The organism is Bacillus sp. FG16, assembly GCF_057809515.1.
Map to the genome: position 1 here is coordinate 1 of NZ_JBMDKC010000129.1, position 13,068 is coordinate 13,068.

13 protein-coding genes and 1 pseudogene are annotated in these 13,068 nt (G+C 34.6%); 9 read left to right on the plus strand and 5 right to left on the minus strand.

The genetic code is table 11. The annotated features are described in order from the left end of the window. A pseudogene (locus tag ACODS7_RS28475) lies at nt 1-670 on the minus strand (DUF2334 domain-containing protein); the annotation flags it as partial. Nucleotides 671-910: 240 nt separating this feature from the next. Here ACODS7_RS28475 and ACODS7_RS28480 point away from each other — a divergent pair. After that, the gene (locus tag ACODS7_RS28480; protein ID WP_000713249.1) at nt 911-1,444 is read left to right on the plus strand and encodes a transglycosylase SLT domain-containing protein; all 534 of its coding nucleotides are present in this window, start codon (nt 911-913) and stop codon (nt 1,442-1,444) included. Between the two features lie 11 nt (nt 1,445-1,455). On the opposite strand, the gene ACODS7_RS28485 is transcribed toward ACODS7_RS28480, so the two are convergent. Beyond that, a complete protein-coding gene (locus tag ACODS7_RS28485) occupies nt 1,456-2,250 on the minus strand; it encodes a DUF4931 domain-containing protein (protein WP_243168942.1) in 795 nt (264 codons plus the stop codon). A 136-nt stretch (nt 2,251-2,386) separates the two neighbouring features. Next, complete coding sequence (locus ACODS7_RS28490; protein ID WP_002083998.1) at nt 2,387-2,515, minus strand: hypothetical protein; 129 nt, start codon at nt 2,513-2,515, stop codon at nt 2,387-2,389. A 420-nt stretch (nt 2,516-2,935) separates the two neighbouring features. Between ACODS7_RS28490 and ACODS7_RS28495 the strand changes: the two genes are divergently transcribed. After that, a complete protein-coding gene (locus ACODS7_RS28495; RefSeq protein ID WP_000830643.1) occupies nt 2,936-3,070 on the plus strand; it encodes an RAxF-45 family protein in 135 nt (44 codons plus the stop codon). 73 nt (nt 3,071-3,143) lie between these two features. Beyond that, complete coding sequence (gene abc-f / locus ACODS7_RS28500) at nt 3,144-5,075, plus strand: ribosomal protection-like ABC-F family protein (protein ID WP_142286855.1); 1,932 nt, start codon at nt 3,144-3,146, stop codon at nt 5,073-5,075. Nucleotides 5,076-5,416: 341 nt separating this feature from the next. Here abc-f and ACODS7_RS28505 read toward each other — a convergent pair whose 3' ends face one another. Next, complete coding sequence (locus ACODS7_RS28505; protein ID WP_016083966.1) at nt 5,417-5,614, minus strand: hypothetical protein; 198 nt, start codon at nt 5,612-5,614, stop codon at nt 5,417-5,419. Between the two features lie 369 nt (nt 5,615-5,983). On the opposite strand from ACODS7_RS28505, the gene ACODS7_RS28510 reads away from it, so the two are divergent. The 5 genes from ACODS7_RS28510 to ACODS7_RS28530 all read left to right on the plus strand — a co-directional run bounded on the left by ACODS7_RS28510 (nt 5,984) and on the right by ACODS7_RS28530 (nt 11,666). After that, the gene (locus ACODS7_RS28510) at nt 5,984-7,711 is read left to right on the plus strand and encodes an ABC transporter substrate-binding protein (RefSeq protein ID WP_000730676.1); all 1,728 of its coding nucleotides are present in this window, start codon (nt 5,984-5,986) and stop codon (nt 7,709-7,711) included. A gap of 108 nt (nt 7,712-7,819) precedes the next feature. After that, the gene (locus ACODS7_RS28515) at nt 7,820-8,776 is read left to right on the plus strand and encodes an ABC transporter permease (RefSeq protein WP_000860687.1); all 957 of its coding nucleotides are present in this window, start codon (nt 7,820-7,822) and stop codon (nt 8,774-8,776) included. 13 nt (nt 8,777-8,789) lie between these two features. Next, complete coding sequence (gene opp4C / locus ACODS7_RS28520; RefSeq protein ID WP_000447957.1) at nt 8,790-9,713, plus strand: oligopeptide ABC transporter permease; 924 nt, start codon at nt 8,790-8,792, stop codon at nt 9,711-9,713. Between the two features lie 10 nt (nt 9,714-9,723). After that, on the plus strand, nt 9,724-10,704 hold the full coding sequence (locus ACODS7_RS28525; protein WP_016083965.1) for an ABC transporter ATP-binding protein: 981 nt from the start codon (nt 9,724-9,726) through the stop codon (nt 10,702-10,704). After that, nucleotides 10,701-11,666, plus strand: a complete 966-nt coding sequence (locus ACODS7_RS28530; RefSeq protein ID WP_001294490.1) for an ABC transporter ATP-binding protein — start codon at nt 10,701-10,703, stop codon at nt 11,664-11,666. The genes ACODS7_RS28525 and ACODS7_RS28530 overlap by 4 nt, the downstream gene beginning before the upstream one ends. Nucleotides 11,667-11,702: 36 nt before the next feature. On the opposite strand, the gene ACODS7_RS28535 is transcribed toward ACODS7_RS28530, so the two are convergent. Further along, the gene (locus ACODS7_RS28535) at nt 11,703-12,575 is read right to left on the minus strand and encodes a Cof-type HAD-IIB family hydrolase (RefSeq protein ID WP_000766426.1); all 873 of its coding nucleotides are present in this window, start codon (nt 12,573-12,575) and stop codon (nt 11,703-11,705) included. Nucleotides 12,576-13,007: 432 nt separating this feature from the next. Here ACODS7_RS28535 and ACODS7_RS28540 point away from each other — a divergent pair. Next, the coding region (locus tag ACODS7_RS28540) for a DUF3948 family protein (RefSeq protein ID WP_114556005.1) at nt 13,008-13,068 on the plus strand (61 nt) is incomplete at its 3' end.

A 13,068-nucleotide genomic window follows, 5' to 3' on the forward strand; every position in this document is an offset into this window, starting at 1 on the left:
ACCCTTTTGAAGGGAATTTCATTTTATTTGTTCTCTTAAGTTGATGGGCATGGGGTTTTTGCTGAAAATAAGAAAATAGGCTTTCGCCAATATAATAAGATATCCAATCAAAGAGGTTAGAAGTTGCTACATAATAAGAATTATTTTGCTGTACAATTAATGGATAAGTATTATTTCCTCTTAAAGCATGTGCGAGAATTGTTCCGTTTGTATCAAGTTGTTTAATTGATCTTTCTTCTTCTAATATATTCTTTAGTTTACGTGTTGGATATTCAATTGTATCAGAGTTTATATCTTCATTTTTAAGTGTGATAAATGAAAAACGAGTAGATAACTGTTCTATATTTTGACCTAAAACTAGTAATGGTCCTGGGAAGCCTTCTAGAAATTCCTTTGCTTCAGTAGAAAGTTCTTCTTGTTTTTCACCCATGTAAATAACATGTGTATACGAAGATTTATCAGTTATTTCAGCTAACTGTTTTATGTTTTTAATTGTTATATTATTAGTGAAATGCCCTACTTGTGTATTAAGTATTTGGATATCGCTTGTAATTTGATCATCGTTTGAACTGTATAAAATAAGGGTTTTTGGTTGTTCAGTTTTTTGTGCGGAAATAGGGACAGGAATTAATAGTAGTAAACTAAATAAGAGTAACAGCCGTTTTTTCATATTATTATTCTCCTAGTTTATATTTAGAATTCAATTTACAATTATATACAATAAATGCGTTATAGTCTATGAAAGTTACATTTTTGCACGTATTTACCAGCTTTTTTTTCACAAAATCGGTCTAAAGCATGATGATAATATGTATAGTTATTTGCTATGATAAAAGAGTAGTAGAATGTAGGTAATTGTAAAGGGAAGGCTGAAAGGGGACAAATTTCAGCGGAGAAAGAGGTAGAGGTAGTGAAGAAATTCTTTGTAGGATTTTTAGTTGTTCTTGGAGTATATTTATATTTCCAAGGAAAGTCTGAAGGAATGGATAAGCTAGTGAATGGAACAAGCTATGTTGATTCAGAAGAAGCAAAACAGATGAAACAAATCATTATAGAGGAAGCGAAGAAAGTAAATCTTCCGGAATGGATACCTCTTGCAATTGCCGAGCATGAAAGTCGATTAAATCCAAGAAGTGTTGGAGATAATGGAACTTCATTTGGATTGTTTCAACTACACCGCGGCGGCGGGCTTGCACCAGAACATTTAACTGATGATGAGCTGAAAGATCCACGTACAAATGCACAAATTGCAATGCCGCATTTGATGAAAGGATATAAGCGCGGGGTGCAAAAAGGTTTGACTGATTTTGCATTACTGAAATATATAGCGAATACATCTGGATGGCCAGGGAATTTAGGGCCAGAGTGGACGGATAATAACATGAAGTATAACATCGGATTAGAAGATGTGTACTATCGAAATAAAGGTGTAATAAAAGAGTAGGTTTTCGATACCTACTCTGTTTTTTTATGAATAATTTCATCCTTTTCTTTCGTAAAATACTGCGTGAGTTGTAATTTCACCTCTTCTAGTTTTGTAGAAACTTGAGGTATTTTATATCCTACATACAGCGGTGAAACGACAAATCTAGGAACAACTTTACAAATAATTTTTCCATTTAAGTAATAGAAGAATAAGTTATAACTACTACATCCTTTATGGAAATCTGTCAGTATGTAACGTACAGTTTGCTGAATGTAATTTGCCATATCATCTATATATGAAATATTATCAATGATTATATTGAATTCAGTGAAGCCAATAATGGGACGCTCTGAAATATTAAGCTCAATGCGTTCGTTTTTTTGAACAATTACCCCTTGGAAATTTTCTTCTTCAATATTTTCAAGATAATCTACATATTTCATTCCGATAATTTGCATGTGTGCATAATGCAAACTTCCACCTGAAAATGGACCATGATTTTTGTATAAAATCACAGATGCGAACTCTTCTTTCTTCTGTAAGTGTAACCAATGTTGAATAGAAAATTGCATTAATTTCCGCATATGTTCTTCTGTATATGTTGCGATATGATCTTCGCAATTATCGGTTTCAATTAACACTGTTTGAAATGTATCTTGTAATGTAGGGAATTTATTTTTTAACCAAATAATAGAACCATCAGTTGCTAAAATATCCGTTAAATGTTCTTTATGGCAAAATGGACATGCAGCGCTTCTATTCCGAATACTTTCTGGTTTTTGTTTACCGATATCGTTTAAAAAATATAGTTGTTGTGTATCCATTTATATATATGCCCCTTTAAAATATGTGTAAAAATCCCGCTTAATACATTCGGGAAAAGGAGAAGGAAATCCTCTAAAGGCAATATGGAAAAAATAAAAGACAAGATATCCTCATTACGATAGGGTACCTTGTCTTTTATTTTTTCTCTAATAGTGTGTATGGATAATATAGAACATTTTCAGTATTTTTCTTTTTTCTATTTTTTATTGTGTATAAAGTAATTGCTGTGCTTGCAATTATAATAATGGCTTTCTTCATATTCATATACCCCTTTTTATTGTTGGTTTAATTCTTGGCTAACTGCTTTTGCATCGACTAAAGCGTGTAAAATCATTTTCACCATGTTCATCATATTTCTTCACTCCTTTTTATAGTTCATTTAGTTCTTTTACAACTGCTTGTCCGTTCACTAATACCTCAAAGATTGCTTTTACGATTTCTTTCATCATGTTTGTTTCCTCCTTTTGTTTGTCTCTCTTGTTTACATCTTTATTGTATAGGGAGGCATCTTTTCGTACTATCGCTTTCCATTACGTGAACATAACAGTTTTGTAAGATTTGATGTCACTTATTGAAATGTTTAGTCTATCTTCATTATTTTCAGAAAAATGACTATTCAAACATGAAATTGGAAAGTATAATAAAGAAGTAAGTATTAAATTCCGTACGAAAGGGGTGAATGAGATGAAACGTTCTTTAGCTGCACGTGCCAAATTTTTAGATTTTATCTATTTTTGTCGTGCGATTTTTCATGATGTAGTTGTTAACGGGATACGTATGCCCTTTTTTAACAATTGCATAGTGACTATTGAACGATAGAAATCTCTTCACCCATTTTTAATAAACGTGTGAAAAGGGAGCTATTTGGCTTCCTTTTTCTATGCCGAAAACCATGGGGAATGTTTCTTTCTCATGGTTTTTTATATTGAAAGGAGTACGGAAAATGACTATTTGTAGTGTAAATAATGTAACGAAATCTTTTGGTGGAAACATCATATTTGAAAATATATCGCTTGAAATAAAGAATGGTGAACGTGTTGGGTTAGTTGGTCGTAACGGTAGTGGGAAGACAACAATCTTTGGGCTTCTAACGGGAATGGAGAGTTTGGATGCAGGAGCCATCCATATGAAGAAAGGTACACGTATTGGTCATGTCGCACAAATTCCGAAGTTTGATGAGGTCCTGACTGTATATGATGTATTGAGTTCCGCTTTTAAAGTAGAAAAGGAATTAGAAAAAGAAATGCATGCTCTAGAAAAAAATATGGCGGAGGAGCAGGAACAATCTTCTTTGCAAAAGCTAATGGAGAGATACGGAGTAATTCAAGAAAAGTTTGCGTTCCTTGGTGGTTATGAAATAGAAGCAAATATAATGAAGGTAGCAAATGGCTTACAAGTGACAGACTTATTTTCAAGAGTATTTACGGAATTAAGTGGAGGAGAACAGACGAAAGTAAGCCTTGCATATATGCTATTGCAGAAACCAGATTTACTTCTATTAGATGAGCCAACAAATCATTTAGATTTATTTGCAGTTGAATGGTTAGAGCAATTTTTAAAAGAATACACTGGAACAGTTATGGTTATTTCACATGATCGTTATTTCCTTGATGAAGTTGTAACGAAAATTTTTGATTTGGAAGATGGAGAGATTCACGTGTACCATACGAATTATTCTCAGTTCGTTGAGGAGAAGGAAGAAAGATTACTTCAAGAGTTTCAAGCTTATCAGGAGCAACAAAAGAAAATAAAGAAAATGAAAGAAGCAATTAAGCGTCTACGTGAATGGGCAAATCAAGCGAACCCTCCGAATGAAGGATTGCATAAAAGAGCGAGAAATATGGAACGTGCGTTAGAACGTATAGAGAAATTAAAGAGGCCAATCTTAGAACGAAAACAGATGGGTCTTCAGTTTGAAGGGCAAGAGAGAAGCGGGAAAGATGTTGTTGTAATGAAAGAAGTGAGCAAAGGTTTTGCTGGCCGACCTTTATTTGAACAAGCGAATTTACATGTGCGTTTTCAAGAGCGTGCGGCTATCGTTGGTCGTAATGGCACAGGAAAGACTACATTATTAAAACTACTATTAGAAGAAATAAATCCAGACGTTGGTGAAATTCGAATTGGTAGTAGTGTCAAAATTGGTTATTTATCACAGCATACGTATGGCAATTTGAAGAGTAATGTATTGGAAGCGTTTAGAGAGTATGTAGCTGTAACCGAAGGAGAAGCAAGACATATATTGGCTAAGTTTTTATTTTATGGTCCAGCAGTATTTAAGAAAGTAACGCAACTGAGCGGTGGAGAAAAAATGAGGTTAAGACTTGCTCAACTTATGTATCAAGACATCAATTTTCTAATTTTAGATGAGCCGACAAACCATCTTGATATTGAATCAAGGGAAGTTTTAGAGGAAGCCCTTGAGCAATATAATGGAACAATCCTAGCTGTTTCACATGATCGTTATTTTTTAAATAAGTTATTTGAAAAGACGTACTGGATTGATGAATGTAAATTATTTGAGTTTGCAGGAAACTATGCATGGGCTCGTCAAAAATGGGAAGAAAAGCTTGAGAAGCAAGTAATAAAGCAGAAACGCCAAGGGAGAAAGAGTGTTGAAATGGTTCCAGTAAAAGAGAAAAAGGCTAGGAATCTTGAAGAGATTGAAAATGAGTTAATGCATGTAGAAGAAGATATATATGCAATAGAATGTGAAATGGAACATGTAGCTGATGTTGAAAGACTTGAAAAATTATATGAGGAAAAAACGATGAAAGAGTTGTTACGAGCGAAGTTATATAGTGAGTTAGAGAATATTGTGGAGTAAAGAGTAGAAAGCCACTTCCTTTCAGTTTTGCTGGAGGAAGTGGCTTTTTCATAATGATATTTTGCTTTAAAGATTAAATGAAGCGATGTGTTTCACGTGAAACAGTAACTTAGATAAATCCGTGTTCCTCAATTTGCATAGCTTGTGAAGCATATGAAATGATAAGGTGAAAAATAAATGTCATTAGTGGCTTTTCAATAGGAGTAATCACAAAAACAAAGACTAATTATTTCCCGAGAGATAAAGTGAAACTTTAATCAGTGGGGGTTTTACTGTCCGGCAAATAGCGGGATAAATATGTGTAACAGAGACTAGTGATTGAAAACGAAAAGAGAGCAAAGTTACAGCTTTACGCGCTGAACTCTGCTTTCTTTTTGTGTGGCATCTTCTCTCGTTGAAATTATAATAGCGATCCCGAGCATGATAAAAAAAGCTAAAAAGAGGACGAACTTTGGGAAGAACGGGAATAGTAATAACGCCCCGACTATCATAATTGTTAATAATACGTAGTGCAGGACGTATTGGAATAGTTTGTCCATATTTTCGCCCCCTTTTTGGTAATTGGTTATTAGTATTCTATGTTTCATGCTGAAGGAATAGAAGTAGATTTTTAAGTTTTTAATACGAATTATAGCTGAGTTTTCTTAAAGTATAAATGTAGAGGGATAATTTTGGGAAAATTCTCAAAATATTTATTTAGAAAGAATTGACAAAATATACTGAACGATATAAGCTAATAACCATAAAGTCTACCGGAAAGGTCGGAATAAGATTGTTACCCCTCAAAAATATCTATTTTTTTATGATTAAAACCGACTTTTCCGAGTGGCTATAAATGTTGCTGTGGGAGGCATACATAAGCTTATAAGTTCAAAGGGTATAACTATTAAACAGTTAGGGTGGGGACAATGAAGAAAAAAACAAAAAAATGGGCTGGTGTATTTTCAGTATTACTGAGTAGTTCGCTTGTGTTATCTGCTTGTGGGGGACAGGAGGATACGGCTTCTACAGAACCAGTAAAAAAGCAGGATTTAAAAGACTCTAAGATTGAATCAATTCCAGCTACAGATAAAAAGAAAAGTCCAGAGAAAGCAAATCAACGAAAAGATACTTTTATTACAGCCATTTCTAAGCCAGGGGGAGTTTTCCTTCCGTATTTCCAAGATAATGGTTGGGATGGAAATGTAACGTCTGTTATTTTTGCGTCATTAGTAACAACAGACAAACAAAGTAAACCTGTTCCGGACCTTGCAGAAAAATGGGATATTTCTGCTGACCAGTTAACATATACATTCCACTTACGTAAAAACTTAAAATTTAGTGACGGGTCGCCTTTAACAGCAGATGACGTAGCATTTACATTAACACTACTTCATGATAAAGCGTATGAAGGTGGATTGGATATTGCTCAGTATGCTGTTAAAGGTGGGAAAGAATATAAAGAAGGAAAAGCAACTTCTATTGAAGGAATCCAAGTTGTTGATCCACAGACAATTAAAATTACAACTGAAAAAGTTAATTCACAGGCGCTAACGAATTTAGGTGGCCCAGTGCTATCAAAAGCTTATTATGGAAAAGATTATAAACAAAATACAAGTTTAGACTATTTAAAAGCATTATATGGGCAACCAATTGCAGCGGGTCCATATAAATTTGAAAAATATGTTCCAGGTCAAGAAGTCCGCTTTGTTGCTAACGAAAATTATTATGCAGGTAAACCAAAAATCAAAAACTTTATTTACAAAATTACATCAGGTGATACTGGATTCCAATTATTCCAAACAGGTGAACTGGACTATAGTGGGTTTAGAGCGAACCCTGAAAATATAGACCAATTAAAAGGATTAGAGTTTGCAAATATTAATCTTGAATCATCAAGTGATATTGCTTATATCTATGTAAATAATAAGAAGTCGTATTTGAAAGATAAAAAGGTACGCCAAGCACTTACTTATGGATTAGACCGTAAGAAGTATGTGGATACAGCTTTACAAGGCTATGGCTCTGTCGCTAACGTACCAATTGCTCCAGTTTCATGGGCATATACAGAAGAAGGTATTAATAAATATCCGCACGACGTAGAAAAGGCTAAAAAATTATTGGATGAGGCTGGTTGGAAAGTAGGTTCTGACGGGGTTCGTGAAAAAGATGGTCAAAAATTAAAATTAACATACTACGCATCAAATACAGGTAAAACAAATGATATCTTTATTCCGATTGCAAAAGAAAGTTACAAAGAAATTGGTGTTGAATTAAATCCAGAGTTGATGGACTTTAATACGATGCTTTCAAAAGTAGGAAAAGGTGACTACGATTTAGCGGCAGTTTCAACACCAGGAATTAGTGATCCAAGTGAAGTTGTAAGTGAGTACTTATCAACTAATCCAAAAAGTGATACGGGTTATAATAATCCGAAAGTAGATGATTTGATTGTAAAAGGTATAGGAACGACAGATATTGAAAAACGTAAAGCGATTTATAAAGAGCTGTATAAAGAGTTAAGTGATGATCCACCAGTTATTTTATTAAACTATCGTAAACTACTTTATGCTCATAATGCACGTATAAAAGGAATTGATCCAGAAAAGTACGATAGCATTAGTTCCAATTTACCAGTGTTATCTATTGAACAATAAGGGTTGACCTAAATAATAGAAGACGTTTTTTCGCACAGCAATGGAATGGTAGCTGTTTTGAAAAAATGTTCTTCTATTTTTAAGTAAATAGGATTGGGGAGACAAAAGGTGAAAACATATATCATTCGTAGGTTTCTACAAATGATTCCTACATTGTTTGGTACGTCTATTATTATCTTTTTCTTATTTGCACTCTTACCGGGTGATTATATCGATTCAAATCCAAAATTAACACCAGAGAGAGCTCAAGAATTAAGAGAGTTGTACGGTTTAAATAAACCGATTATTGAAAGGTATTTTCATTGGCTAGTGAATGCTTTGCATGGTGATTTTGGATTTTCTTTACAGTACCAAGAACCGGTAACTTCATTACTTAATAAATTCATTTGGAATACATTTATTGTTGCTGCTGCAGCTTTATTTTTCACTTGGATTATTGCTCTTATTATTGGGGTTATTTCTGCAACAAAGCAGCATTCTTGGTTTGATAGATTGGTAACAATCGGTGTCTTTGCAGCAATGTCATTTCCATCATTCTTTATCGGACTATTTTTAATTAAATTATTAGCAGTTGATTTAAAGTTATTGCCTATTGGTGGCATGATTGATATTGGGAGTAACTCAACAGGGATAGCATACATATTAGAAGTATTACGTCATATGATTCTACCTGTATTTATTTTAACGCTTCTTGGTGTAGGATCGTTAACACGCTATTTTAGAACCGGCATGTTGGATGTTATTAGGCAAGATTATATTCGTACTGCTCGTGCAAAAGGTTTAAAAGAAAGGACCGTTATTTATAAACATGCATTGAAAAATGCAATTTTGCCAGCAATTACATTACTCGCTTTTGAATTACCGGGTTTATTTTCAGGAGCTATTATTATTGAACAGATTTTTAATTGGCCAGGGATTGGGAGTATTCAATTAGAAGCATTAAACTTCCGTGATTATACGGTATTAATGGCCTTTACAATGTTTCTTTCTTGTTTAACGATTATGGCTAATTTCTTAGCTGATATTGTATATGCGTTTGTTGATCCAAGAATTCGATTGAAGTAAGGGGGGGAAAGATATGGAGACTATTACACCCATAATAGAGAAAAAGAAAGAACGGAAAAAGAGAAATGAATCATCACCATGGCGCCAAGCGTATAAAAAAATCAAGAAAAATAAGATGGCACTGTGTGGCTTATACGTTTTAATATTTATGTTTTTATTTAGTTTTATCGGTCCAATCTTTTCACCGTATGCTGATGGGAAAGTACAAGTAACACAGATTAATAAACCACCCAGCCTGTCACATTGGCTTGGAACAGACCAGTTGGGACGGGACATTTTAACTAGACTTATGCAAGCAGGGCGTATTTCATTAACAATTGGTTTAGCGTCGATGCTACTATCCGTTATACTAGGTGCTCTATTAGGAGCCATTGCTGGTTTTTATCGAGGAGTTGTAGATCATTTAATTATGCGTGTTGCAGATGTCTTAATGTCCATTCCAGGATTACCGCTACTTATTATAATGGGAGCAATTTTATCAGAATGGAAATTACCATCGGAGTACCGTTTATATGTTGTAATGATTATTTTAAGTTTAGTAGGATGGCCAGGACTTGCCCGTCTTGTGAGAGGACAAATTTTAACATTGCGGGAGCAAGCCTTTATGCAAGCGGCAGATGTATTAGGATTAAAAGATTCTCGAAAAATCATTCATCATCTAATTCCTAACGTCTTTCCGTTACTTATTGTTGTAGCAACTTTGGGTGTGGCTGGATCTATTTTAAGTGAGTCCGCGCTAAGCTACTTAGGTCTCGGCGTCGTCCCACCTACACCATCATGGGGGAACATGATTAGCGCAGCTAACTCATTAATTGATTTCCAAAAGCGTCCGTGGTTATGGATTCCGCCTGGTTTTGCAATCTTTATAACAGTTGTATCAATTAATTTACTTGGTGATGCACTTCGTGATGCGTTAGATCCAAAGATGAGACGGTAGGTGAGAAGGTATGAGTAGAGCGGTAGTAGAGCTAAAAGACTTACAAACACACTTTCAAACGGAGGAAGGGACAGTGAAGGCTGTAAACCATGTTAGCTTTGCTGTTCGAGAAGGTGAAACGGTTTGTGTAGTAGGAGAATCAGGTTGCGGGAAGAGTGTAACGGCTTTATCTATTATGGGGCTTATTGCTGAATCTGGCAGTGTAGTGGGTGGAGATATTTTATATGAAGGAAAAAGTCTTTTAGGAATGAAAGAGAAAGAACTTCGTAGTTTACGAGGCAATGATATTGCAATGATTTTCCAAGAACCGATGACATCGCTAAATCCCGTCTTCACTGTAGGTGAGCAAATTGTAGAAACGCTAAGGGAGCATGAATTACTTAGTAAAAATGAAGCGTATAAGAAAGCAATTGAGTTAATTCGTAAAGTTGGCATAGCCCGTGCTGATGAAATTGTCCATTCTTATCCGCATGAACTGAGCGGCGGGATGTTACAACGTATTATGATTGCTGTTGCGCTTAGTTGTAATCCTAAGTTATTAATTGCAGATGAACCAACAACAGCTCTTGATGTTACGATTCAAGCTCAAATATTAGATTTACTAAGACAAGTGAAAGAAGAATTTAAAACGTCGATCTTATTAATTACACATGATTTAGGCGTCGTAGCAGAAATGGCTGATTACGTTGTCGTTATGTATGGCGGGAAAGTTATTGAAGAAGCTCCGGTATTAGAGATATTCCAAAATCCAAAACATCCTTATACGAAAGGATTATTGAAATCAAAACCAGTAATGGGAAAACGAATAGATAAACTATATTCTATTCCAGGGCAAGTTCCAAATTTAGTTGGTTTAGGTGAGTTTTGTTACTTTAGTGGGCGTTGTGAGCATTGTATGGAAATATGTGAAAAAGGAGCCCCAAATCTAAATATAAATGATGAAAATCATAAAGTAGCTTGCTGGTTATATGAGGAGCGTGCGGAGCAATGAGTGAACCATTATTAGAGGTGAAAAACCTAAAGACATATTTTCCAATTAAAGGTGGCATATTTAGTAGAACGATCGGACATGTAAAAGCAGTTGATGGAGTAAGTTTTACTATTAATAAAGGCGAAGTGTTTGGTCTCGTTGGCGAATCAGGGAGCGGAAAAACAACGATAGGAAAAACAATTTTACGTCTCATTCAAAAAACGGAGGGGGAAGTGAAGTTTAAAGGGAAAGATGTTCATTCTTTATCGAAGGATGAATTGAGAAAACATCGCCCTAATATGCAGCTCGTTTTTCAAGATCCATTTAGCTCATTAAATCCGAGAATGAGAATTGGAGAAGCGCTTGGAGAGCCGATGTTGGCCCACGGATTAGCGACGAAAGAAAATGTTCGTGAAAAGGTAATTGAAGTATTGGAGTTATGTGGCTTAGCTCCTTATCATATTGACCGGTATCCCCATGAGTTTTCTGGTGGACAACGTCAGCGTATCGTAATCGCAAGGGCTATGGTGTTAAATCCAGAATTCATTGTAGCTGATGAACCTGTGGCGGCACTAGATGTATCTATCCAAGCACAAATTATTAATTTATTTAGTGAGTTACAGGAGAAAAAGGGATTATCTTATTTATTCATTTCACATGATTTGAGTGTAGTAGAACATTTATGTACGAAAATCGGAATTATGTATTTAGGTACGATTGTGGAGACGGCGCCACGTGATGAGTTATTTACCAATCCGCTACATCCGTATACAAAAGCATTGTTATCAGCCGTTCCAATACCAGATCCAACAGTGAAGCGAGAGCGAATTATACTAGAAGGGGATATTCCAAGTCCAGCAAATCCACCTTCGGGTTGTCGTTTTCATACACGTTGCCCGTTTGCAACAGATGTTTGTAAAAAAACAATACCAGAATTTCGTAATGTTGGTGATGATCATTTTGTTTCTTGTCATCATGTATAAAAAAAGGACTCTTTCAAATGGAAAGAGTCCTTTTTTTTATTTACTAGATGAAGTTTGTTTCAATACAAATTGCTCGATTGCGTGAGCAACACCATGTTCATTGTTTGTTAATGTTACAACATCACATAGTTTTTTTACATCTTCTTCAGCGTTGCCCATTGCAACAGATAAGCCTGCTACTTCTAACATTGGTACATCATTAAAATTATCACCAATAGCAACTGTATCTTCAATAGGAATATTAAAATGAGCTGCCATCTGCTGTAGCCCGTTTCCTTTATGTCCATTCTTATCCATAATTTCTAAGTTAGTAGGAGCTGATGCTGTAACCATAATATCAGCGTCTTCTTGTAACACGCTTAATAGCTGTGCGCGATGCGCTGCATTAAATGTTGAAATGAAGAATTTAGATATTTCTAGTTCTTGGTTATTTACAACATCTTCTATTTTTTTGAAATCAGTAATTAAGTTCGATTTCTTTTGCTTTTCTGTAATTCGTTCAAGTTCCTCTAATGTAACATCAAGCGCCTGCTTATTTTCTTCGAACGCTTGCATCACTTGATCTTGCCATGTATATGGAGAATAAACTCCTTTATTTGTATATAACTTATATGGGAAACTTTCAGATTCTAGTAATTTTGCAAGTTTGTACACTTTGTCGTTTTGTATACAACGCGAGTTAATTACTTTTCCATCCACATAAACAATAGCCCCATTGCTTGCTCCGACTGGAAGAGATAATTTATATTCTTCCAATAGCTTTAAAGCATCCTCTTTCGCACGACCAGAACAAATCATTACAATATGACCAGCTTCTTGTGCAGTTTGGATTGCTTGTAGGTTTTCTTTGGAGATTTCAAGATTAGATGATAGTAGTGTACCATCCATATCTAATGCGATTAATTTCAAAATGACCACCTCTTTGTTTTTATTATACATAGTTATATAGAGGAAACATATAAACTTATCTTGGAAAGACGGTATTTTATCTCATATTAAAAGTAAGTAAAGATTAGATAGGTTTAGTGTCACTGAATAAACTGTTTGTAACAAAAATAGAGAGGAGTATGACTATATTTCACTTTATGACTGTAATATTACACGAATGTTACAAACATGAACTTAGTGAAAAGTGCATTAAATAAAGGTTTTTGGGGATTATTATAAAAAAACGTAAAAAAAGTGTAATAAATTTCACGTTATTATATTGCAACGTAACAATAGTTATGTTACATTAATGTTACAAACGTTACGTTATCGAATTTAATGTAACGTTAACATAAAAACTATGAAATAAACATTTCTTAGAAATTACATATAGATAACTTATGAAAAGGGAGGATAAATGATATGAAAGAGCAAGTATTACAAGTAACAAAAGGTGACTTCGTAGGATCAGCAA

Coding starts and splice junctions, on each gene's coding strand:
- ACODS7_RS28485 (WP_243168942.1), bottom strand. CDS start 2,250: ATGGATACACAACAACTATATTTTTTAAACGATATCGGTAAACAAAAA.
- ACODS7_RS28490 (WP_002083998.1), bottom strand. CDS start 2,515: ATGAATATGAAGAAAGCCATTATTATAATTGCAAGCACAGCAATTACT.
- ACODS7_RS28495 (WP_000830643.1), top strand. CDS start 2,936: ATGAAACGTTCTTTAGCTGCACGTGCCAAATTTTTAGATTTTATCTAT.
- abc-f (WP_142286855.1), top strand. CDS start 3,144: ATGGGGAATGTTTCTTTCTCATGGTTTTTTATATTGAAAGGAGTACGG.
- ACODS7_RS28505 (WP_016083966.1), bottom strand. CDS start 5,614: ATGGACAAACTATTCCAATACGTCCTGCACTACGTATTATTAACAATT.
- ACODS7_RS28510 (WP_000730676.1), top strand. CDS start 5,984: ATGAAGAAAAAAACAAAAAAATGGGCTGGTGTATTTTCAGTATTACTG.
- opp4C (WP_000447957.1), top strand. CDS start 8,790: ATGGAGACTATTACACCCATAATAGAGAAAAAGAAAGAACGGAAAAAG.
- ACODS7_RS28525 (WP_016083965.1), top strand. CDS start 9,724: ATGAGTAGAGCGGTAGTAGAGCTAAAAGACTTACAAACACACTTTCAA.
- ACODS7_RS28530 (WP_001294490.1), top strand. CDS start 10,701: ATGAGTGAACCATTATTAGAGGTGAAAAACCTAAAGACATATTTTCCA.